Here is a 21,346-nt window from a genome sequence, read left to right as displayed (position 1 = left end):
GGATTGTGCAATAGACCCGCGCCCCGGACAGGCGCAGAATAAGGTCATGGAAGCTGACCTAACATCACGCCATCACTATACCACCTTCGAGGATATCCAGGGCCTCGTGATCGCCTCGGCGCAGGCCGCCCTGGGGATCCATCTCCTGCGCGCGGCGGGGCTGGTGACAGGCGGCACGGCGGGAACGGCGCTGATCCTCTCTTATATCTTTGGCTGGAATTTCTCGGTCACCTTCTTCCTGATGAACCTGCCCTTCTTCGCCTTTGCCTGGATCGCACGCGGCCCGGTATTCTGCATAAAAAGCGCGGCCACGGTTACGCTTGTCTCGCTGATGGCCGAGGCGCTGAAGCCCATCCTGCAGATCGGCTCCATCCATCCGGCGGCGGCGGCGGTTTTGTTCGGCATCTCGACCGGCGTTGGTCTGCTGGGGCTGTTCCGACATTCCGGCAGCCTTGGCGGCATCTCGATCCTCGCGCTGATCATACAGGACAAGACCGGCTTTCGCGCCGGCTGGACGCAGATCATCCATGACCTGATCCTGTTTTGCGCAGCCCTGGCACTGATGCCCGCAGCCCTGGTTGCCTGGTCGCTGCTGGGTGCGGCAATCCTGAACGCGGTAATCACCTTCAACCACCGCCGCGACTGGTATGTCGCAAGCTGACCTAGCCAATCGCTGAAAACCGGTGTATTCGCGGCAGCGCAGCAAACAGGACAGCCTTATGGACCTTCGCAACATCGCGATCATCGCCCACGTTGACCACGGCAAGACCACCCTGGTCGACGAACTTCTGAAACAGTCGGGCACCTACCGCGAAGGCCAGGCCACGACCGAGCGCGTGATGGACAGCAATGACATCGAACGCGAGCGCGGCATCACCATTCTCGCCAAAGCCACTTCGGTCGAGTGGAACGGGTTGCGCATCAATATCGTCGATACCCCCGGCCACGCCGATTTCGGCGGCGAGGTGGAGCGGATCCTGAACATGGTCGATGGTGTGGTTCTGCTGGTCGACGCCGCAGAAGGCCCGATGCCGCAGACCAAATTCGTGACCTCGAAAGCGCTGGCGCTTGGCCTGCGCCCGATCGTGGTGCTGAACAAGGTCGACAAGCCCGATGCCGAGCCCGAGCGCGCGCTGAACGAGGTGTTCGACCTCTTCGCGAACCTTGGCGCCACCGACGAACAGCTTGATTTCCCGCATCTTTATGCCTCGGGCCGCGCTGGCTGGGCCGATGATTCGCTTGATGGTCCGCGCAAGGATCTGAACGCTCTGTTCGAGCTGGTCATCAAACACGTCCCCGCCCCGGCGCAGATCGCCAAGGTCAGCGAGCCCTTCTCGATGCTGGCGACCACGCTTTCGGCCGATCCTTTCCTTGGCCGTCTGCTGACGGGCCGCGTGGAATCGGGCACCATCCAGGCGGGTGCCTCGCTCAAAGCGCTGACCCGGGATGGCGAGCGCATCGAGCAGTTCCGCGTCACCAAGATTCTCGCCTTCCGCGGCATCGCCCAGACCCCGATTGATGAGGCCGTCGCCGGCGATATCGTGACCCTTGCCGGCATGACCAAACCGACCGTGGCCGACACGCTTTGCGCGCTGGAAATCGACACCGCCCTTCCCGCCCAGCCGATTGATCCGCCGACCATCACCGTGACCTTCGGCATCAACGATTCGCCCCTGGCGGGCAAAGATGGCACCAAGGTGCAAAGCCGCGTCATCCGCGACCGTCTGATGAAAGAGGCCGAGCAGAACGTCGCGATCAAGATCGCCGACACCCCCGGCGGCGACGCCTTCGAGGTCTCGGGCCGTGGCGAATTGCAGATGGGCGTGTTGATCGAAAACATGCGCCGCGAAGGGTTCGAGCTGTCGATCTCCCGCCCGCGCGTGATCTTCAGGGAAGAGAACGGCACCCGGATGGAGCCGGTCGAGGAAGTCATCGTCGATGTCGATGATGAATATTCCGGCGTCGTCATTGAAAAGCTGACCGGAGAGCGCAAAGGCGATCTGGTCGAGATGAAACCCGCCGGCGTCGGCAAGACCCGGATCATCGCGCATGTGCCCTCGCGCGGGCTGATCGGCTATCAGGGCCAGTTCCTGACCGATACGCGCGGCTCGGGTGTGCTGAACCGCATCTTCCACGGCTGGGTGCCTCATAAGGGCCCGATCCAGGGTCGCCGCCAGGGAGTGCTGATCTCGATGGAGAATGGCGTTTCGGTGTCTTACGCGCTGTGGAAGCTGGAAGATCGCGGCCATTTCTTCATCGGCGCGCAGGAAGCTGTCTATACCGGCATGATCCTCGGCGAACACAACCGCGACAATGATCTGGAAATCAACCCGATCCGCGGCAAGCAGCTCACCAACGTCCGCGCATCGGGCACCGACGAGGCCGTCCGCCTCACCACCCCGGTGCGGATGAGCCTTGAGGAAAGCATCGCCTATATCCAGGACGATGAGCTGGTCGAAGTGACGCCGAAGATCATCCGGATCCGCAAACGCTATCTCGACCCGCATGAGCGCAAACGCATGAGCCGCGAAGGCTGATCGCAGCCGTCCTCCGCCTTAAATTCAGCGACCGCCGGCATCAGGGTGCTCCCGCATCCGAACTGTGCCGGCGGTCGTTTCCGCAGCTATTCAGACGCCGGCCTGTAAGGGCAGTAAGCTGCTGCATCCGCTGTCGACAGTGCAGCCTTCGATGCTACGCCCCCCTTCGCGCACCGCCATTCCCTTCTCGCCGCATATGGACAGCCGCGAGCGACAGCTGCCCGAAACCCGTGCCGAAAAGCACCGATCAGCGACGGCAGGACCTGGCCAGCGGCATCCCTCCTCCTCCGTATCCAGCGCCAGAGGCGCCATAGCTGCCACGGGCGCTGTCGCATGCGTCCACCCACCGCCCAGGGGCGTCCGGATCAGCCGGATCAACAAGCCCCACCTCACGGATCAAGGCGGCGATCTGTCGGTATCCCGGTCACGCGGCGCACAGCGCTGAGCCATACGCCCTGAGCGTCAGGCAGTGCAACAAATGGCATTCCGATGATCCGACGCGCGGCGGCATCGGCCGCCCCATTGCGCCCGGCAACGCGCTGCGGCGGGAGGTCGGGATTGCCATGCCGGGGCGAACCCGCTCTGCCCCGGCGCCGGCGGCGCGCCCGACCATCTGGCAGGGCCCGACCGTCCCGGATCTGCGTGAGGCGCAATCCCTGCCCGGCATGGTGGCAGATGGCATTTCAGCGCCGAAGATCACGCCGCCCTGATCGCCTTCCTGGCCCGCCGACAACTGCCCCTGCGGGTCCATGACCCGGGCCGCCTTTCTCAGCATGACAAAAGGAGCCCGTCCCTGAACACCTTCATTGTCCGCATGGCGATCTGCGTCCCCTCCCCGATCCCGGCCGCCGCCGTTGGGCTGATCTCCGGCTGAGCCGTCACCAGCCACGTCCTGTCGCTGGATCTGCCGGCGCTGCCCGCGGCGATTGCCGGGGCTGCGGGGCTCTCCGGGGTTCTCCGGGGCAGTGTTCGCGCGGCGGGTCCTCATTTCATCACGCTCTGCACCACCCCCTCCAGCACCACAAAGCACGCACCGCACGCGCCCCCCGGTATCGCGTGATCAATATCCCGGAGGATGAAGAGGCCATGGGCCATGTCCGGAGCCCCGGATACCGGCAGGCCCCGATGGTCGCCGATGAGGGCCAGAACCGGGCCGGGCATCAACCGGGGACGATCACAGCGCCAAGGTTAATCTGGCCCACAGCCCCATTCAAAGAGCCGCCGGATTTTCCTTTGCCCCCCGGAGCCGATGGCTTGCCTTGCGATACAGATCCGGCATGGATGCGCTCACGCTGGCGGGCTGTTCGTTGACATCTGACTTCCGGCGAGGCGAACTGTTGATTTCTCAGAGTGGGGTAGCCGGTTATGGAACTGCAACTTGTCCGGACCTTTATGGAAACAGCAGAAACCGGATCCTTCGCTGCGGCTTCAGAGCGGCTCTTCGTCACCCAATCGGCCGTCAGTCTGCGTATCCAGCGGCTTGAAGACCAGTTGGGGAGACCGCTTTTTACCCGGTCCAAGGATGGCGTAGCGCTGACGGCGGCAGGGCGCGAGTTTCGCGGTTTTGCCATCACGATCCTGCGAAACTGGGAACAGGCGCGCCTCAGGGTCTCGGCGACGGGTGAGGACGGGTTCAGGCTGGTGATCGGGTCTGAACCCTCCCTCTGGCCACGGCTCGGATTTGGCTGGATGGATTTGCTGCGGGCCCGCCTGCCGGACCTTGCGTTGCGTGCCGAAATGGCGCGGGCAGAGACCCTGACCCAGAATCTGCTGCAAGGGGGGATAGACGTCGCGCTGTCCTATTCGATTGCGAACCGGCCGGGCATCCATGCCGAGCAGCTGCTGGATGACCAGCTTGTGATGGTCTCGTCGCGTGCCGGGCTGACCACCGCAGAGCTGAGCGAGAACTACGCGCTGGTGGATTGGGGGCCGGAATTCATCCGCTTTCACGAAGAGGCGCTGCCCGCGCTGCATGGCACCCGCCTGCAACTGGCATTCGGCTCGCTGGCGGCGCTTTTCATCCAGACCCGCCCCTTTGCCGCCTATCTGCCTGCCCGCCACGCCAAGCGCTTTCTCGACCTGTCGCAGCTTTACCCGGTGGCGGATGCGCCGGTTTTCAATCTTCCGGTCTGGTCTTTGTGGCGCGATGACATCGGCGAGAAGCTGCTTTGTGTTGCGAAGGAAACACTGCTGCAGGCGGCGGCCTGGGCTGTGGATACCAATGCCGAGGTGCTGGCGCAGCGCGAGACCTGAGCCGAAACGCAATCTATCAATTTGTATTTAAACAATAAATATTCGACCACCTGGCCCGGGATTTTCCGTTTCACCAGCGGCGATCCGGTTCCACGAGTAATTCTCGGGGATGCCTCAAGTTTCCTGAATGTTCCGATTCCCGGGAAAACCGCCAATTCCTTCTCACCAGCCGCCCCGGAGTGGGGACGGATGTAAACCGTGAAAGGATTTGCCATGAAACCGCTGTATCAGACCTCGGCCCTCCTGGCGCCGGTCCTGGCGCTCGGACTGACAGTGCCCGCTTTCGCACAGACCGATATCGTCGGAATCTCGTCGCTGGATGACCAGATCGAGGATGTTGAACGCGATGTCGCGCGCGACATGGCCCGCGCCGAGGACAATGCCCGTTTCGGCAGCCCGGATTTCCGTCAGGGCTTCTCGGGATCGGCCTCGATCGGCTATTCCGGCAAGACCGGCAATAATGAATCGCAGGACCTGACCATCGGTCTGCGGCTGCGCCATGGCGCGGGTGTCTTCAGCCAGACCATCGGTGCCGTGCTGGATTATTCCGAGGCCGACAACCAGTCGACCAAGAAGGATGTCTTCGCGATCTATGACGCGAATTATTCCTTCAACGACCGCTTCTACGGCTTTGTGCTGGGGCGTGTGGTCTCGGATGGTATGGCCGATCGGCTGACGGCGCAGGAAGTGACCGATGGTGTGCTGCTGTCGGACAAGACCAAACAGGATGCGTTCCTTGGCGTGGGTCCGGGTTATCGCATCATCAATGAGCAGGACATGACCTGGCGCGTCCAGGCCGGTATCGGCGTCAGCTATCTGAAAAACGGCGCCGGAGAGTCGAATACCGAGACCGGCTACATCGCCTCGTCGCGCTTCTACTACAAGATCAACGACAATGTGTTCTTTACCAATGACACGGATGTTCTGAACTCGGATAGCGCGCTGCGGGCGAACAATGATTTCGGCATCAATTTCAAGGTGACGGATGCGATCTCGACCCGGGTGAGCTACCTGACCGAATACAATGACAGCCGGGCCATCCGCACGGATAACAAACTCGGCCTGTCACTGGTTTTCGGTTTCTGAGCCTCGTGACGAAAATGGGGGGCTTCCTCTCCCAGGCGGCGGTCTCTGACAAGACCGCCGCGCATTTGTCTGATCGGTCGCACCAGGGGTGGCATGGAACACCAAACTCCACACCGTTGCCGCTGCGCAAGGCCGCCCGATCAGCCTGTTTGTCACCGCCGGCCCGGTCGCCTCGACTGAACTGCCGCCCGGGTTCTGCTCGGGTTAAGCCGCTAAGTCGAATGGCTGTGCTGTCGTTTTCATGTTCAGCGCCTGATGCGGTTGCCGATGGTTGCGGAAGGCAATCCCGTCTTCCTGTCATCTGTGCGGCGTGCTGGCGATGGGCCAGCTGCGCTTTCAGCGTCCGGATCACGCGCGCGACCATGCTATTCTGTTGCGGGGTTGTGCGCTGTGGAGCGGCCCGAGATCATCGCGGGCGCGGTGGTGATCCGTTTGGAAACCGGAGCCTCGGCGGAGCGGATTGCGTCGGTCGTGCGCGCCCTGGCTGCCAGCCCATGATGTTCCCCTTGAACCGGGTGCGGATCATGGTCGCGACGAAGCCGGTCGACTTCCGGAAGGGGCATGACGGCCTGGCTGCACTGCTGTCATCGGTGCGGCGCAAGGATCCGTTCACGGGCACGGGCACGGGCACGGGCACGGTGTTTGTGTTCCGCTCGCGCCGGGCTGACAGGCTGAAGCTGCTTTAGTGGGATGGCACGGGTCTGGTGATGGCCTGCAAGCGACTGGAGGAGGCGAGCGTCACCTGGCCCATTGCCGGGCAGATGCAAGGCGAAAACTGAAAGAGGTCTTCGCCCGCGACGGCTCGGATATCGCCGCCGGGGGTCTGCGCCGTATCGCCGAATTCTATACCGTCGAGGCCGATATCCGTGGCGTCTCGTCCGGCCAGCGTCTGTCCGCCCGCCAGGCCCGCACCGCGCCGCTGGTAGCGGCCTTCGGCGAATGGCTCCAGGTGCAACGCCGCAAGATCTCCACCAAATCACGCCTGGGCGAAAAGCTGGTCTGCATCCATACCCACTGGGACGGATTGCAAACCTTCCTGCAGGACGGCCGGGTCGAGATCGTCTCCAACAGGGTCGAAAATCTGATCCGCCCTATCACCCTCAATCGCAAGAATACCCTCTTCGCCGGTCACGACGAAGGCGGCATCGCCTGGGGCCGCATCGCTTCGCTGATCGAAACCTGCAAGATCAACGGCATAGAGCCCTTCGTCTGTCTCAAGGCCACCCTCACTGCGATCGCCAAAGGCCATCCGCAAAGCGACATCGACGATCCCCTGCAATGGAACTTCAAGCCGTAAAGCTAAGCCGCCAGTCGGGGCCAGCGAACGCTTACCATCGGGCCGCAGCCTCTCCCCAACCGGGGGCGTTCGCCAGCTCCGCGTGAACCGCTTTATGCCACCCGGCACGCCCGGAACCTTCCCCATGCGCTGACGATAGCCGGGAAAGGGATACCTGCCGCCTCAATCAGAACAGCGCAACAAAGCCGGCCCTGGCCGATATATGAGGCCGGCAAAAACAGGACCCCCTTGCGGCAGCAGGACGAATCATGTCGCAGGCCTGGCACGCGCTGCATCCATCACAATCAAGGCATTGGATTCGCTCCGCCAGTATCCCTGACTTGATCTGCCCCTCGGCTAACCCGTAAACTGCCCGGGATTGCGCTACAGGCGGCCGACTGAACCCCGCGCGCTTCCCAGGATCAACCCGGAAGGATTTCCCATGCGTCCCGCCCTCGCCCTCGCCGCGCTTCTGACGGCTGTGTCTGTTCCTGCCGTAAAGGCGGAGAGCCTGAAAGAGATGATCGCCGCCGAGCCGGAGGCGTTTAACGAGGCGGTGGCGGATTACCTGTTGTCAAATCCCGAAATCATCATCGAAGCGATGAAGGTGCTGCAGACACGCGAAGACGATGCGGCAGCGGTCCGGGATATCGAAATGCTGGCGGCCAATCGCGAGGCGATCTTCAACAGCGCCGCGGACTGGGCGGGCGGCAATCTTCAGGGCGATGTGGTGATGGTCGAATTCATGGATTACCGCTGCGGCTATTGCCAAAAGGCCTATGCAGAGGTCGAGGAGCTGGTGAAAAGCGACGGCAATATCCGCTTCGTGCTGAAGGAATTCCCGGTGCTGGGCGATCAGTCGGTGCTGGCCTCGAAATTCGCCATTGCGGTGCGGATGCTGCATGGCGATGATGCCTATAAGAAAGCGCATGACGCACTGTTCACCATGCGGGGCGAGATGTCGCCCGAGACGCTGACGCGACTCGCGGAAGAGCTTGGCTTTGATGGCGCGGTGCTGCTGGCGAAAGCCGCAACGCCCGAAGTCCAGGCGGTGATCGACGCCAATTACGCACTGGCCGACACGCTGCAAATCAACGGTACGCCGACTTTCGTGCTCGAAGGCGCCATGGTGCGCGGTTATGTGCCGCTGGACGGCATGCGCCAGATCGTCGAGCGCCAGCGCGAAGGCTAAGACCGGCCCCCGGATCCTTCAAAGGATCCGGACCGATTTCTTCAAAGAAATCGACCCGCAATCTGGTCAGATTGCGGGAGGCCTCTATTCCGCTGCCTTGACTGTTTCAGCCTCGATCTCACCAGCGCGTTTCTCCACCAGTTCGACAATATGGTCGATCATCTGGTCATTGTTCATCTTATGGCTTTGCTTGCCGGCCATATAGACCATGCCATTGCCGGCCCCGCCTCCGGTAAAGCCGATATCGGTCATCAGTGCCTCTCCCGGCCCGTTCACCACGCAGCCGATGATCGACAGGCTCATCGGCGTCTTGATATGTTCCAGCCGCCGCTCCAGCTTTTCGACCGTTTTGATCACGTCAAAGCCCTGGCGCGCACAGGAGGGGCAGGAGATGATCTGTACGCCGCGCGTCCGCAGCCCCAGCGATTTCAGGATCTCATAGCCGACCTTGACCTCTTCGACCGGATCGGCCGAGAGAGAGACGCGGATCGTATCGCCGATCCCGAACCACAAAAGGCTCCCCAGCCCCACCGCCGATTTCACCGTGCCGGCCGTCAGCCCTCCGGCCTCGGTAATCCCCAGATGGATCGGCGCATCCGTCGCCGCGGCCAGCTGCTGATAGGCCGCCGCCGCCAGGAACACGTCCGAGGCCTTCACCGAGATCTTGAACTCGTGGAAATCATGGTCCTGCAGGATGCGGATATGGTCGAGCCCGCTTTCCACCATCGCATCCGGGCAGGGTTCGCCATATTTCTCCAGCAGGTGCTTTTCCAGCGAACCCGCATTCACCCCGATCCGAATCGAGCAGCCGTGATCCTTCGCGGCCTTCACCACCTCGGCCACGCGTTTTGCGTCACCGATATTGCCCGGGTTGATGCGCAGACAGGCGGCGCCGGCCTCGGCTGCCTCGATGGCGCGTTTGTAGTGGAAATGGATATCCGCCACGATCGGCACCGGGCTTTCGCGGCAGATTTCACGCAGTGCCACCGTCGAGTCCACATCCGGGGTCGAGACGCGCACAATATCCGCGCCGGCATCTGCCGCCCTTATCACCTGGTCAAGCGTCGCCCGCACATCCGAAGTGATCGTATTGGTCATCGTCTGCACCGAGATCGGTGCATCGCCCCCGACCGGCACGTTGCCGACCATGATCTTCCGGCTCTGGCGGCGTTCGATATTCCGCCAGGGGCGGATCGGGTTGAGACTCATTCCCGCATACTCCGGTTCTGTCCCAGCCTGTGTAATCCTGCCCGTGCCATACAGCAACCGGCCCGGAACCCGGGCCGGATAACATTAAAGCCAGTGCGGCATTTACCGGGTGGGCGTCTTACTGGGCCGGCGTCGTGGTGGCACAGCTGGCGGCGAGGTTCGGCACCCCTCCGCTGGCATCCGCCGTCATAATCCGCGCCAGATCGCGGTCTTTCGCCAGATCGGCCTCGGCATATTTGGCAGTCACCGCCTCGGGCGAGAGCGCGATATTCGAGGCCACATTGGCGCCCGGCGCGGCCGGACCATAGGTCTTGCCACCCACAACGAAATAGACGCCGCCGGAATTGCCGGTGCGCAGGCTTGCCACATCTTCCAGCGCCGGCAGCTGATAGCTTTCGCAGGTGTTCAGGATCTTTTCAAACAGCACCGTGCCATCGGCCGAGCTGACCCGCATCCAGGCCGGACGCACCGCAAGGATCTGAACACCCGGAGGCGCATCAGCGGTGACCTGGATCACGCCACCCTGCGCCGCCTCACCCGGAGCGGCGGCAATGACGCCGCTGACCGTGCCATTGACAGAACCGGAAGCAGCCCCGCCAGCCCGCGGATCAATCGAGCCGATCGGGCCATTGCGCGATTCAAACACCGGCACATCCAGCGCCTGCGGACGGTAAAGCCGGTCCATCAGATCGGGCTCTGCCCCGGCCTGGGCGGTCTGCGTCACCGGGGTCCGGCTCGCCTCGTCGATCATGGCCGATTGCTGGGACACATCCTGTTGCAGCGGGTCGATAGACACCACCACCGAGGGCGCCTCATCCACCGGAGCCAGCTGCACGCGCTGCACTTCCTGCAGGATCGACCAGCCGCCATACCCAATGGCCCCGATCAGCGCGACCAGAACTGCCAGCGAGCCGACAGCGCCGGGCTCAACCTTCGAGAGCCAGCTTTCGCCGCGCGGCACGAAGGTCAGGTTCGGATTGGCCAGCGGCTCAGAGAAATCGCTGCGCGGTCGCGCCTGGGCGGCGCGCGGCGTTCCCGCCTGGGCCGACATGCCATGGGCCGGAGTAAAATTCGCCTCTTTGCAAAAGCGCGCGAAAGCGAGATCCGAATCCATCCCGAGGTAACGGGAATAGGAGCGCACATAACCCGCCACAAAGCCGGGCGATTCAAAGGCGGAAATATCGGCATTCTCGATCGCAGCGATATAGGTCGCCTTGATCTTCAGCTCGCGCTGCACATCAAGAAGGGATTTGCCCAGCGTCGCGCGTTCACCGCGCATGATATCGCCAAGCCGCAAATCGAAATCGTCAAAGCCCTTCGGCTTTTCCTCATCCGCTGCCTGAGGTTTTGACCTCCAGCTGATCATGCGATGCCTGTCCCCCAGCCTGCGCCTGCCGCCCGAAGCGCCACGCCCTGTCCGGCGCCGGCATTTCCGGGCTGATTAACCGGGTGAGTCTTCACGTTCGCGCGACTCACCTCGCTTCGTATTGCTAAAACGCTAACACAGGGCAAGATCTTTTGCACATGCGAGAGTGATCAGGCTGACGCTTCGGCGCGATTCAGCGCACAATGCCCCCAGAGCTGATCCATGGCTTTCACCAGATGCTCGATTTCCGCCGCGCCATGCACCGGCGAAGGCGTGAAGCGCAGCCGTTCGGTGCCGCGCGGCACGGTGGGGAAATTGATCGGCTGCACATAGATGCCGAACTGGTCCAGCAGCATATCCGAGAGCATCTTGCAATGGATGGGGTTGCCCACATGAACCGGCACAATATGTGTGTCGTGATCAATGATCGGCAGACCCAGAGCGCGCAGACGCAGTTTGAGAATCCGGGCCTGGTCCTGATGCTTTTTACGAAGCGCCCGCCCGCCCTCTCCCTTGAGGAAACGGATCGCCGCAGCGGCGCCCGCCGCAACCACCGGAGGAATCGAGGTGGTGAAAATAAAGCCCGGCGCATAGGAGCGAACGGCGTCAACCATCTTCGCAGATGCAGCAATATAGCCGCCAAAAACCCCGAAAGCCTTGCCCAGAGTGGCGTTCACGATGTCGATCCGGTGCATCTGGCGATCCCGCTCTGCCAGCCCCGCGCCGCGCGCGCCATACATGCCGACGGCATGGACTTCATCGAGATAGGTCAGCGCGCCGAACGCGTCGGCGAGGTCGCAGATCGCCGCAATCGGCGCCACATCGGCATCCATCGAATAGATCGATTCAAAGGCGATCAGCTTCGGCGCCGCCGGATCATCCGCCGCCAGCAATTCACGCAGATGCGCCAGGTCATTATGGCGGAAAATCCGCTTCTCACCTCCGCCCCGGCGGATCCCCTCGATCATCGAGGCATGGTTCAGCGCATCGGAATAGATGATCAGCCCGGGGAAGATCGCCCGCAAAGTCGAAAGCGTCGCATCATTGGCGGTATAGGCCGAGGAGAAAACCAGCGCCGCCTCTTTGCCATGCAGATCAGCAATCTCGGCTTCAAGCCGTTTGTGATAGACCGTGGTGCCCGAGATATTGCGGGTGCCGCCGGAACCGGCGCCGGTGGCCTCCAGCGCCTCATGCATCGCGGCCAGCACTTCGGGGTGCTGCCCCATGCCCAGATAATCATTGCCGCACCAGACGGTGATCTCTTGCTCGGACCCATCGGGGCGGGTGCGGATCGCATGCGGGAACTGCCCCTTGCGGCGCTCGATGTCGATGAAGGTGCGATACCGCCCCTCTTCATGCAGTTTGCCCAAAGCGGCATCCAGCGCGGCATCGTAATTCATGGGTCCGTCCTCACGTCCTTGGCACGCGCCATTCTGTGACAGAATGGGCCGCCCGGCTTTGATATGCGTCATGTCACCTGCGAATGTAACCCGACGAATTGTCGCTGCCTTGTATAATCATTCTAAATGCAGCTTTAACGGTACGCGAGGCGGAATGCTACCTCTCCAAAGGGACCAGAGGCGACACCTTTGGCCAGGACACAAAGCCGCTATCTCTGCGGCTGCTCTGGACAGTCGGCCCCGCGCCTGGCAGGTTTCGCGCAGCCAATGACCGGAGGGACCCGTGATGAGTGCAACCGCCAGCAAGAACCGCCTGGATGAGATCCTTGCCGGGATAGACCAGGCCCTGCCGGACGCGATCGAGCGGCTGAAAGAACTGCTGCGCATCCCCTCGATCTCGACCGATCCGGCCTGGAAGGCCGATTGCGCCCGTGCCGCCGACTGGCTGGTCGCGGATCTTCAGGCGCTTGGGTTTGAGGCCAGCGCCCGCCCCACCCCCGGCCATCCGATGGTCGTCGCCCATGCCGGCGAGGGCCCGCGCCATATCCTGTTCTACGGCCATTACGATGTGCAGCCGGTTGATCCGCTTTCGCTCTGGCACCGTGATCCCTTTGATCCGGTTGTGGAATCGACCGCCAAAGGCGATGTGATCCGGGGCCGTGGATCGTCAGATGACAAGGGCCAGCTGATGACCTTTATCGAGGCCTGCCGCGCCTGGAAGGCGGTAAACGGTGCACTGCCCTGCCGCATCACCATCTTCCTTGAGGGAGAAGAGGAATCCGGCTCGCCCTCGCTGATCCCCTTCATGGAGGCGAATGCGGCTGAGCTGACCTCGGACATCGCGCTGATCTGCGACACCTCGATGGTCTCGCCCGGGGTGCCGTCGATTGCGGGCCAGCTGCGCGGCATGCTCAAGGATGAATTCACCCTGCACGGGCCGCGGATCGACCTCCATTCCGGCCATTACGGCGGGCCTGGCCTCAACCCCTTGCGCGAAATCGCGAAAATCATCGCAAGCTTCCATGACGATCAGGGCCGCGTCGCGGTCGAAGGCTTCTATGAGGGGGTGCATGAGGTCTCGAATGCACTGAAGGCGCAATGGGAAGATTGCGGCTTTGACGAAAAGGATTACCTCGAATCGGTCGGCTATACCGTGCCGCATGGCGAGGTGGGCTATTCGACACTGGAGCAGCAATGGGCGCGCCCGACGCTGGAGATCAACGGTCTCTGGGGCGGCTATCAGGGTGCAGGGTCGAAAACCGTGATTCCGGCCGAGGCGCATTGCAAGATCACCTGCCGGCTGGTCGGCGATATGGACCCCGACGACCTGCGCCGGAAGGTCCGCGCCCATGTCGAGGCCCGGCTGCCGACGGATGCAAGCGTGACCTGGGACAACACTCCCGAAGGCTCGCCGGCGGCGGTGATGAATACCGACCGTCCGGAATTCGAGGCCGCCCGCCAGGCCCTGTCGGATGAATGGAACCGCGAGGCGGTGATTGTCGGCATGGGCGGCTCGATCCCGATTGCGGGTTTCTTCAAAACGGTGCTGGGGATGGATGCGATGCTGATCGGTTTTGCCAATGACGATGACGCGATCCATTCTCCGAATGAGAAATACGATGTGAAAAGCTTCCATAAAGGCATCCGCTCCTGGGCGCGGGTGCTGGACCGCATCGCATGAGCGCGGCGCTGGAAATACGGGACCTGGCGGCCGGGGACCATGCCGCCTGGCGCGGCATCTGGGATGAATATCTGGCTTTCTACCAGGTAACCCTGCCGGATGAGGTGACCGAAAATACCTGGGCGCGCCTTCTCGACCCGGTCTCGCCCCTTTGGGGGCGGGTCGCGCTGCAAGAGGGCCGGCTGCTGGGCTTTGCGCTCCACATGACCCATGGTTCGACCTGGGTGATCGGCGAGGATTGCTACCTGGAAGACCTCTGCGTGACCCGGACCGCGCGCGGCGCGGGGATCGGGCGGGCCCTGATCGAAGACCTGATCGCGCTTGGCAGGAAAAAGGGCTGGAACCGGCTTTACTGGCACACGAATGAGACGAACAGCCGCGCGCGGGCGCTGTATGATTCCTTTGTGAAAAGCGACGGGCATATCCGCTACCGGATGCGCCTGTGAAGGCGGGCGGATGCCTCCGGCGGGAGTATTTTCATCAAGAGGAAATGATCATATCCTGCTGATAACAAATTAATTCCTGCCTTTCTGGTACAACCCTTGATCCAGGGTGACGGCAAGCGATGCAAAGCTGGCGGGCGCGTAGGCTGTGATCAGAGCAACCTGCGCACCAACAGGGGTGGATGGCTTTGTCAGCATGCCCGCGCCCCTGATCATCCGGTGCGGCGAGCCGCCAGTCCCGCGGGGTTACCGGGGTTGATCCGGGGCAGAACAGCGCGCATAGCCCCTACTGACCGACGATTTGCTACCCTGCCCGGCCTGACCTGTGTTGGGGCAGCCTCGGGCGGCCGACAACCGGGAGCCAGGCCTGATTGCGGCTAGGTTGGCGAGGATGAAATCAAACCCTCCTCCCGGAGTGCATCGCGCTCCGGCCTGCCCTCATGGCCCAGGCTATGGTGCCATGAGGGCAGGCGGGCGGGGTCGTCACGGGCCAGCGCGGAGGTGGTCGGGGTTGCTTTCCTGAGCATCCTTCGGACTGTCGTCGTCGGCCCGGTCCTGATGCGCGCGGGTGAAACTTTCCGACCGCAGGAAGAAGCCGACGATACAGCAGCACGACCCGGGACCGGCGGCCGCGCCTGCCTCCGGTCGAGGTGAGTTCGCCGATGGACTATGCGCAGACCTGACAGAGCCGGTCGAAATCCTGGTGGGTGCTGTCGGGGAATGGTCATTGGGGAATGGCTGCGATCAGGCAAACGGGTTGTGAGTTTGCAAACGCCCGCGAATGGCGTCAGTAAATATGGGCCGAAAGAAAGCAGGATTCCGTGCCGCAAAGACTGATTCTGATCGACCTCGCCCGCAGCCTTGCACTTATGTGCATGGTCGTGTTCCATTTCACTCTGGATCTGGGCATGTTCGGCCTGATCCCGCCCGCAACGGCTTTCACCGGGTTTTTCTGGTATTTCGCGCGGCTGACTGCCGGCAGTTTCCTCTTTCTTGCCGGCATGGGCCTTTGGATGTCGTATTCCACTGCGATCCGCTGGCCTGCCTTTTTCCGACGGCTGGCAAAGATTGTCGCGGCGGCGGCACTGGTTTCGGTGGTGACCTGGTTTGCGATGCCGGAATTCTGGATCTTTTACGGGATCCTGCATTCCATCGCGGTGTCCTCGCTGCTGGGCCTTTTGTTCCTGCGTATGCTGGCGCCGGTTCTGCTTGCTGTTGCGGCCCTGGTCTTCGCCCTGCCCTGGTTTTGGTCGGATCCGGCCTTTGGCGGGCTTCTGACCTGGATCGGGCTATCCGGCCAGGTGCCGCTTACGGCAGATTTCGAGCCCGTTTTTCCCTGGTTCGCGCCGTTTCTGGCCGGCATGGCGGTGGCGCGGATCTTTGCGAGATTCGACATCTGGCGCCGGATCTCGCCGCCGCCCTCGCGCCTGCTGAACGCCCTGGCCTGGCCCGGTCGCCATTCGCTGGCGATCTACCTGATCCATCAGCCCTTGCTGATCGGGATGCTGGCCTTGCTGGTCTGGCTGACCGCGTCGTCAGCTGCCGCGCCCTGACGGGGGACGTCCTGCCCCGGGACACCCTGACCGGAGGCCCCCTGCCGCGCGAGGCGCCAACGCAGCCTTTCGGTCTCGGGCACGCTTTCATGCAGCCTTTCGCTCGGGTCCCGTCCGATCCGCCGCCGCCGGCGATAGAGGAAGGCGGCGCCAAAGCCGGCCCATGTGCCGATCATCGGTGCCGCCGGGTCGCAGGGGAAGCGTTTGCGCCAGCCTGAGGGCAGATCAAGACCGGCCTGTGCCGCGCGGTCCAGCATCCAGACAAGCGGGATATTCGACAAAGGCAGCGCCGCGTCGAAACGGCCCAGATGGCCGCCGATATCGGCGTGGGCGCCCCGGAACCAGACCTGTTCGACATGGGCGCCGCCGCCCTGCCCCGGCCCCTCGCCACCCGGATGGCTCTGCCACAGCACCGGCTCGTAAACCACCCGCGTCTCATCCAGCGCCAGCGCCTGCAGCGCGAAATCGAGATCCTGCACCGGATGCGGATCGTGGAAGGCATAGCGCCCCTCGGTCAGCATCCACAGAAGCGGAAAGCGCAGGCCAAGCGCCTTGACCGTATCCCAGACGCCGATCATCCGGATCGGGGTCCGCGCATGGCAGCTGGCCTCGCGGAAGGCCCGGACGCCCTCATCATTGCCGCGCCGCTGATACCAGCGCCAGGCCAGATGCAGATTGCGCTCGGTTGCCGCATCCTGGCGCAGGAGGCCGACTTTCGCGATCACCCCGGCAAGGCTGCGCGCCGCGAAAGCGCCACGCGAATAGCCAAAGAGGAAGATGCGGTCGCCCTCGCGGTAATGGCTGGCAAGATGGCCATAGGCGCGCAGGATCTGCTCTTCGAGCCCCCGCCCCTCGATCACATCCATGATGCGCCGCCAGCCGCGCCAGGGGATCCCCTCGTCGTAATAAAGCGAGCGCCCGACCTGGGCCTTGCCGGTCGACAGCAGCAGAAAGACCCGGCCGGCATTGGTGCGCTCATCTTCCCGCAGCGAGGCCATGGTGCCGTCAAGGATCACCACATGATCCACCCGCCCCCGCGCAATACCCGGCGGCGCGGGGCTGGCAGGCTCTGCCACCGCGCGCGGGCGCGGCCGGAAGAAACGCGAAAAGAGCGAGCGCAGGCCGATGATGCGGGTCCTTTCCAGGTGGACCGCTGCCGGCCCCTTCCCACAAAAGACTAGCCCCGCCGCCGGGTTTGTCCAGCGGCGGGGCAAAGGGAAGTCGTGGAAATCACGTCAGATTGTCAGCGAAAGGACCGTCGCCATCTGCAACTCGCCAAAACCGTTGAAACGGCTGTTGGTGACCACCGAATAGGACCCCATGCCATGCAGCACGACAAAGTCGCCTTCCTGGGCGTCGGTCGGGAAGGTCAGTTCGCCCGGCAGGCGGTCAACCGAATCGCAGGTCGGGCCAAAGGTGATGCGCGGCTGGGCGTCACCCTTACGCAGCACACCCTCCGGCGACAGCACCTGAAGACGGTCGATCATGCCGATCTGCGGCATTTCATTCAGCGAGCCATAGACGCCATCATTGAGGAAGACATGGCTGTCGTCGCGGATCGCCTTGATGCGGGCAACAAGCGTGAAGGCATCGCCGCAAAGCGCGCGGCCCGGCTCGCAGACCAGCGCGGGGCGGGCATCGCCGAAAGCCTCATCGGCGGTACGGCCGATCGCTTCGAAAATCGCATCATAATCCGGTGTCACCGCCGAAAGGCGATGGTTCGGGAAACCGCCCCCGACATTGAGACGCGCGATCTCCACCCCGGCCTCGGCCGAGATTTCGGCGGCCTTGCGGATATAGGTCGCCCAGGCCTCCGGATCGGTGCATTGGGTGCCCGGATGGAAGGTCAGCGAGGGGATATAGCCCGCCCCGGCGACGGTTTTCAGCAGTTCCACCGCGAGCTCCGCGGTCGCGCCGAATTTGGCGCCAAAATTATAGGCGGCACCGCCCACCGGCAGCTTGAACCGGACCGAAATCTCACAGGATTCCGCCGGCACCATTTCGATCAGCTTGGCCAGCTCGGACCGCGAATCCACGCTGTAGCTTTTGACGTTTTTCGCAACCGCATGCGCGATCTCGGCCCGTGAGCGCACCGGGTTGTGGTAATGGATCGCGGCATCGGGAACGAGGTCACGGATCAGGTCGATCTCGAAGGGCGAGGCGCAGTCGAAACCCCGGATCCCGGCCGCCGCCAGATTCTCGATCATCTCTTCGCCGGGATTGGATTTCACCGCATAGGTCACAAGGCCGGGAAAGCCCTGCAAAAAGCGGCGAGCTGCGGCCTGGGCAATGGCCGGAGCAAAGAAAAGCACCGGATTTTCAGGCTGATGCAGCCGGATGAATTCGGTCGGATTGTTGAAGATCGTCCGTGAAAGTCCCATCGGCGTTTCCCTTTCTGCCAACAAGACGCTTCGCCCTCCCCAGGCATTCGGGTCGGGCACCTGCGTGGTTTGAAGAAACCAGGCCAGGTGCGTATGAGCCGCCCTTTTCCTGCAAGAAGGATGCTGCATATGTGTGACAACTTCACCGAACAAAACTATAGAAATGACTGAATTCATCGTTATTATGACGATACAGGGAGACAAATTGCATGGATGAACTCGACAGAAGCCTGATCGGCCTTCTCAGCGCCGATGCGCGCATCTCGGTGGCGACACTGGCGCGGCGGCTGAAGGTGGCGCGCTCAACCATCCAGGCGAGGCTTGAGCGGCTGGAAAACACGGGCATTATCGCGGGTTACACGCTGAAACTGGGCGAGGCGGCGCGCGAGGGGCGGCTGCGGGCCTCGGTGCTGGTCACCATCGAGCCGCGCGGCCAGGCGGCGATTCTGACCCGGCTGAAATCCATCCATGAGGTCGAAAAGGTCTATACGACCTCGGGGCGGTTCGATCTTTTGCTGCAGATCGCCTGCCCCAATACGCAGATCCTCGATCAGGTGCTGGACCAGATCGGCGCCATGACCGGGGTGAAAAGCTCGGAAAGCCTGATCCACCTCTCGACCCGGATCGACCGCGCGGTGTAAGGCCAGGATCAGAACAACGAGGCCCACCATGCTGTCATACCAACACGCCTTCCATGCCGGGAACCTGGCCGATGTGCAGAAACACGCGCTGCTGGCCTGGACGCTCGATTACATGGTGCAAAAGGAGAAGCCCGTCTCCTATATCGAGACCCATGCCGGGCGCGGCCTTTACCGGCTGTCGGGCCCCGAGGCGCTGAAGACCGGCGAGGCGGCGCAGGGGATCGGGCGGCTCACAGATGCTTTCCCGGATGCGTTCCCGGCGGATCACCCCTACCCCGGGCGGCTGGAGGAAACCCGCGCCATGTTCGGGGCGGATGCCTATCCCGGCTCGCCCCTGATCGCGGCACTGGGGCTGCGCGAGACCGACAGGCTGCATCTGGCCGAGCTGCATCCGCAGGAGAACACCGCGCTGGTCGGGGTGCTGGGCTCCTGGGGCGCGCATATCCGCAAAGAGGACGGGTTCGACTTCGCGCTGTCGCTGACGCCGCCGGTGCCGAGGCGCGGGCTGATGCTGGTCGATCCGCCCTATGAGGTGAAATCCGACTACGACCATATCCCGAAATTCTTCACCCAGGTGGCGCGGAAATGGAATGTAGGGGTGCTGATGCTCTGGTATCCGATCCTGCGCGATGCGCCGCATGTGCCGATGCTGCGCGCGCTGGAGGCGAACTTCCCCGAGGCGCTGCGCCATGAGCTGCGTTTTCCGCCGGCGCGCGAGGGGCACCGGATGATCGGCACCGGCATATTCATCGTGAACCCGCCTTTTGGGATCAAGGCGGAATGCGCGCGGCTTGACCGGATCTTCGCCGCTCTGGGCTGATCGGGCAGAGGGGGCCAGCCCCCTCGCGGCTGCGCCGCTCACCCCCGGGATATTTCCGGACAGATGAAAAGCCTGGCTGATTTCATCTGTCTCTTAAATATCCCCGCCGGAGGCTCCCGCAGACTGACAAGGGCGTGAGGTGGCGGCGCTGGCGCGGGGCCGGTCTTCGCGCTAAACTCGGGTCCATGATTCAGAACCTGTTGCGCCAGCTGCTGGCCCCCGCCCCCGAACCTTTAAAGGATACCGATGCCCGGCTGGCGCTGGCTGCGCTGCTGGTGCGGCTGGCGCGGACGGACGGGCTTTATGCCATTGAGGAGGTCGAGCGGATCGACCGCATCCTGATGACCCGCCACCAGCTCGACGCTTTCGCGGCGGCGGCGCTGCGGGCCGAGGCGGAGGCGCTGGAGGCGGAGGCCCCCGATACCGTGCGCTTCACCCGTGCGCTCAAGGCTGTCACCTCGCCCGAGGATCGCGGCGGGCTGATGCAGGCGCTCTGGTCAGTGGCTTTGTCGGATGGCAGCCGCGATCCCGAAGAGGACCGGCTGTTGCGCATGGTCTCAAGCCTTCTTGGCCTTACCGATGTCGAAAGCGCCCAGGCCCGGCAGCGGGCGGAGCGCAGCCTGTGATTGCAGCGCTCGGCATGTATGACACGGCCAGGACTGCGGAAGCGAATGACCTGCTCTGGGCACTGATCCGTGAAGGGCTGCGCGCGCACGGGATCGTGGCGCCCGATGGGCTGACCCGGGGCGAAGGGGCCTATATGGCGGGCTGGCTCTCGCCTGATCTCGTGCTGGCGCAATGCTGCGGCTATCCGTTTCGCGCGCATCTGATGGGGCGCGTCACGCTGATCGGCGCCGGGGATCACCGCCTGCCGCACACACCTGCGGGGCAGTATCATTCCGTACTGGTCGCCCGTTCGGATGATCCGCGCCAGAGTTTCATCAATTTCGACGGCGCGGATTTTGCCTGGAATGACGATCTCTCGCAATCGGGCTGGGCCGCGCCGGCGCATCATGCCGCGAAGGCGGGGATCCGGCTGAACCCGCAGCATCGCAGCGGCAGCCATCGCGCCTCGGCCAGGGCAGTCAGCGTCGGCAAGGCCGATCTTGCCGCGATCGACGCCGTCACCTGGGCGATCATGGCTGAGGACGGGAGCGGCGATTCCGCCGGGCTGAAGGAAATCACCCGCACCATGCCGACCCCCGCGCTGCCTTTCATCGCCGGCCGGGACCTCGATCAGGCTGCGGTCTTTGCTGCGCTGGAGGCGGCAATAGACGCGCTTTCCCCGGCGGATCAGGCGGTTCTGCATCTTTATGGCCTTGTCCCGGCCTCCGGGGCGGATTACCGCGCAGTGCCCGATCCGGGCCCGCCCGGCCCCTCTGCCCGACCCTCGGCCCGGCCTTCTGACTGACTCCACGGCCCGACCTTACAGATTGCCGCAAGGGAAACGGCGTATTGCCGGGCGACGCCCCTTCCGCGCTGCAAAACCACGTTGCAAACCGCGCAGA

General features: G+C 63.3%; 19 protein-coding genes and 2 pseudogenes. 16 read left to right on the top strand and 5 right to left on the bottom strand.

Annotated features, from left to right (window positions below):
- Positions 1 to 46: 46 nt before the first annotated feature.
- From DRF71_RS03185 to DRF71_RS03150, 9 genes and pseudogenes are all read left to right on the top strand, one after another.
- On the top strand, positions 47 to 661 hold the full coding sequence (locus tag DRF71_RS03185) for a YitT family protein (RefSeq protein ID WP_112309123.1): 615 nt from the start codon (positions 47 to 49) through the stop codon (positions 659 to 661).
- A gap of 58 nt (positions 662 to 719) precedes the next feature.
- Positions 720 to 2,537, top strand: coding sequence for a translational GTPase TypA (gene typA / locus DRF71_RS03180; RefSeq protein WP_112309948.1), 1,818 nt, complete (start codon positions 720 to 722; stop codon positions 2,535 to 2,537).
- A gap of 563 nt (positions 2,538 to 3,100) precedes the next feature.
- On the top strand, positions 3,101 to 3,247 hold the full coding sequence (locus DRF71_RS27170) for a hypothetical protein (protein ID WP_157970901.1): 147 nt from the start codon (positions 3,101 to 3,103) through the stop codon (positions 3,245 to 3,247).
- 655 nt (positions 3,248 to 3,902) lie between these two features.
- On the top strand, positions 3,903 to 4,790 hold the full coding sequence (locus DRF71_RS03170; protein ID WP_112309121.1) for a LysR family transcriptional regulator: 888 nt from the start codon (positions 3,903 to 3,905) through the stop codon (positions 4,788 to 4,790).
- Positions 4,791 to 5,003: 213 nt separating this feature from the next.
- Positions 5,004 to 5,876 carry a DUF481 domain-containing protein gene (locus DRF71_RS03165; RefSeq protein WP_112309120.1) on the top strand — a complete coding sequence of 291 codons (873 nt, stop codon included), beginning with the start codon at positions 5,004 to 5,006 and terminating at the stop codon, positions 5,874 to 5,876.
- Positions 5,877 to 5,945: 69 nt separating this feature from the next.
- Positions 5,946 to 6,048, top strand: a pseudogene (locus tag DRF71_RS29325) (IS5/IS1182 family transposase); the annotation flags it as partial.
- Positions 6,049 to 6,400: 352 nt separating this feature from the next.
- A complete protein-coding gene (tnpB, locus tag DRF71_RS27165) occupies positions 6,401 to 6,562 on the top strand; it encodes an IS66 family insertion sequence element accessory protein TnpB (RefSeq protein ID WP_157970900.1) in 162 nt (53 codons plus the stop codon).
- A gap of 56 nt (positions 6,563 to 6,618) precedes the next feature.
- Positions 6,619 to 7,173: pseudogene (locus DRF71_RS03155) on the top strand (IS66 family transposase); the annotation flags it as partial.
- A 421-nt stretch (positions 7,174 to 7,594) separates the two neighbouring features.
- Positions 7,595 to 8,344, top strand: a complete 750-nt coding sequence (locus DRF71_RS03150) for a DsbA family protein (protein WP_112309119.1) — start codon at positions 7,595 to 7,597, stop codon at positions 8,342 to 8,344.
- Positions 8,345 to 8,428: 84 nt separating this feature from the next.
- Here the strand turns inward: DRF71_RS03150 and ispG are convergent, their stop codons facing one another.
- From ispG to hemA, 3 genes are all read right to left on the bottom strand, one after another.
- On the bottom strand, positions 8,429 to 9,553 hold the full coding sequence (ispG, locus tag DRF71_RS03145) for a flavodoxin-dependent (E)-4-hydroxy-3-methylbut-2-enyl-diphosphate synthase (protein WP_112309118.1): 1,125 nt from the start codon (positions 9,551 to 9,553) through the stop codon (positions 8,429 to 8,431).
- Between the two features lie 118 nt (positions 9,554 to 9,671).
- Positions 9,672 to 10,919 (bottom strand): helix-turn-helix domain-containing protein, encoded by a 1,248-nt coding sequence (locus tag DRF71_RS03140; RefSeq protein ID WP_112309117.1) that lies wholly within the window; start codon positions 10,917 to 10,919, stop codon positions 9,672 to 9,674.
- A 170-nt stretch (positions 10,920 to 11,089) separates the two neighbouring features.
- On the bottom strand, positions 11,090 to 12,319 hold the full coding sequence (hemA, locus tag DRF71_RS03135) for a 5-aminolevulinate synthase (RefSeq protein ID WP_112309116.1): 1,230 nt from the start codon (positions 12,317 to 12,319) through the stop codon (positions 11,090 to 11,092).
- Between the two features lie 286 nt (positions 12,320 to 12,605).
- Here hemA and DRF71_RS03130 point away from each other — a divergent pair, with 286 nt between their 5' ends.
- From DRF71_RS03130 to DRF71_RS03120, 3 genes are all read left to right on the top strand, one after another.
- Positions 12,606 to 14,000, top strand: a complete 1,395-nt coding sequence (locus tag DRF71_RS03130) for a M20/M25/M40 family metallo-hydrolase (protein ID WP_112309115.1) — start codon at positions 12,606 to 12,608, stop codon at positions 13,998 to 14,000.
- Positions 13,997 to 14,446 (top strand): GNAT family N-acetyltransferase, encoded by a 450-nt coding sequence (locus tag DRF71_RS03125; RefSeq protein WP_112309114.1) that lies wholly within the window; start codon positions 13,997 to 13,999, stop codon positions 14,444 to 14,446. Before DRF71_RS03130 ends, DRF71_RS03125 begins: the two co-directional genes overlap by 4 nt.
- 818 nt (positions 14,447 to 15,264) lie before the next feature.
- Positions 15,265 to 15,996 carry a DUF1624 domain-containing protein gene (locus tag DRF71_RS03120; protein WP_112309113.1) on the top strand — a complete coding sequence of 244 codons (732 nt, stop codon included), beginning with the start codon at positions 15,265 to 15,267 and terminating at the stop codon, positions 15,994 to 15,996.
- Here DRF71_RS03120 and DRF71_RS03115 read toward each other — a convergent pair.
- Both DRF71_RS03115 and DRF71_RS03110 read right to left on the bottom strand, forming a co-directional pair.
- Positions 15,927 to 17,123, bottom strand: a complete 1,197-nt coding sequence (locus tag DRF71_RS03115; protein WP_408634524.1) for a DUF2235 domain-containing protein — start codon at positions 17,121 to 17,123, stop codon at positions 15,927 to 15,929. The genes DRF71_RS03120 and DRF71_RS03115 overlap by 70 nt on opposite strands.
- Positions 17,124 to 17,231: 108 nt before the next feature.
- Positions 17,232 to 18,377, bottom strand: a complete 1,146-nt coding sequence (locus tag DRF71_RS03110; protein ID WP_112309112.1) for a type III PLP-dependent enzyme — start codon at positions 18,375 to 18,377, stop codon at positions 17,232 to 17,234.
- 209 nt (positions 18,378 to 18,586) lie between these two features.
- Between DRF71_RS03110 and DRF71_RS03105 the strand changes: the two genes are divergently transcribed.
- From DRF71_RS03105 to DRF71_RS03090, 4 genes are all read left to right on the top strand, one after another.
- Positions 18,587 to 19,018 (top strand): Lrp/AsnC family transcriptional regulator, encoded by a 432-nt coding sequence (locus DRF71_RS03105; protein ID WP_112309111.1) that lies wholly within the window; start codon positions 18,587 to 18,589, stop codon positions 19,016 to 19,018.
- A 28-nt stretch (positions 19,019 to 19,046) separates the two neighbouring features.
- Entirely contained in the window at positions 19,047 to 19,838 is a 792-nt protein-coding gene (rlmJ, locus tag DRF71_RS03100) for a 23S rRNA (adenine(2030)-N(6))-methyltransferase RlmJ (RefSeq protein ID WP_112309110.1), read from the top strand.
- 185 nt (positions 19,839 to 20,023) lie between these two features.
- Positions 20,024 to 20,464: a tellurite resistance TerB family protein gene (locus DRF71_RS03095; protein WP_112309109.1), complete on the top strand. Its 441-nt coding sequence runs from the start codon at positions 20,024 to 20,026 to the stop codon at positions 20,462 to 20,464.
- Entirely contained in the window at positions 20,461 to 21,249 is a 789-nt protein-coding gene (locus tag DRF71_RS03090; RefSeq protein WP_112309108.1) for a phosphate/phosphite/phosphonate ABC transporter substrate-binding protein, read from the top strand. Before DRF71_RS03095 ends, DRF71_RS03090 begins: the two co-directional genes overlap by 4 nt.
- Positions 21,250 to 21,346: the final 97 nt, after the last annotated feature.

The organism is Pseudogemmobacter bohemicus, from assembly GCF_003290025.1.
Taxonomy (GTDB): Bacteria; Pseudomonadota; Alphaproteobacteria; order Rhodobacterales; family Rhodobacteraceae; genus Pseudogemmobacter; species Pseudogemmobacter bohemicus.
This window is presented reverse-complemented; position numbering and strand designations above follow the sequence as displayed.

Bases quoted from the DNA above. Each gene is read 5' to 3' on its own strand.
- DRF71_RS03185 (WP_112309123.1), top strand. From the start codon at position 47: ATGGAAGCTGACCTAACATCACGCCATCACTATACCACCTTCGAGGAT.
- typA (WP_112309948.1), top strand. From the start codon at position 720: ATGGACCTTCGCAACATCGCGATCATCGCCCACGTTGACCACGGCAAG.
- DRF71_RS27170 (WP_157970901.1), top strand. From the start codon at position 3,101: ATGCCGGGGCGAACCCGCTCTGCCCCGGCGCCGGCGGCGCGCCCGACC.
- DRF71_RS03170 (WP_112309121.1), top strand. From the start codon at position 3,903: ATGGAACTGCAACTTGTCCGGACCTTTATGGAAACAGCAGAAACCGGA.
- DRF71_RS03165 (WP_112309120.1), top strand. From the start codon at position 5,004: ATGAAACCGCTGTATCAGACCTCGGCCCTCCTGGCGCCGGTCCTGGCG.
- tnpB (WP_157970900.1), top strand. From the start codon at position 6,401: ATGGTCGCGACGAAGCCGGTCGACTTCCGGAAGGGGCATGACGGCCTG.
- DRF71_RS03150 (WP_112309119.1), top strand. From the start codon at position 7,595: ATGCGTCCCGCCCTCGCCCTCGCCGCGCTTCTGACGGCTGTGTCTGTT.
- ispG (WP_112309118.1), bottom strand. From the start codon at position 9,553: ATGAGTCTCAACCCGATCCGCCCCTGGCGGAATATCGAACGCCGCCAG.
- DRF71_RS03140 (WP_112309117.1), bottom strand. From the start codon at position 10,919: ATGATCAGCTGGAGGTCAAAACCTCAGGCAGCGGATGAGGAAAAGCCG.
- hemA (WP_112309116.1), bottom strand. From the start codon at position 12,319: ATGAATTACGATGCCGCGCTGGATGCCGCTTTGGGCAAACTGCATGAA.
- DRF71_RS03130 (WP_112309115.1), top strand. From the start codon at position 12,606: ATGAGTGCAACCGCCAGCAAGAACCGCCTGGATGAGATCCTTGCCGGG.
- DRF71_RS03125 (WP_112309114.1), top strand. From the start codon at position 13,997: ATGAGCGCGGCGCTGGAAATACGGGACCTGGCGGCCGGGGACCATGCC.
- DRF71_RS03110 (WP_112309112.1), bottom strand. From the start codon at position 18,377: ATGGGACTTTCACGGACGATCTTCAACAATCCGACCGAATTCATCCGG.
- DRF71_RS03105 (WP_112309111.1), top strand. From the start codon at position 18,587: ATGGATGAACTCGACAGAAGCCTGATCGGCCTTCTCAGCGCCGATGCG.
- rlmJ (WP_112309110.1), top strand. From the start codon at position 19,047: ATGCTGTCATACCAACACGCCTTCCATGCCGGGAACCTGGCCGATGTG.
- DRF71_RS03095 (WP_112309109.1), top strand. From the start codon at position 20,024: ATGATTCAGAACCTGTTGCGCCAGCTGCTGGCCCCCGCCCCCGAACCT.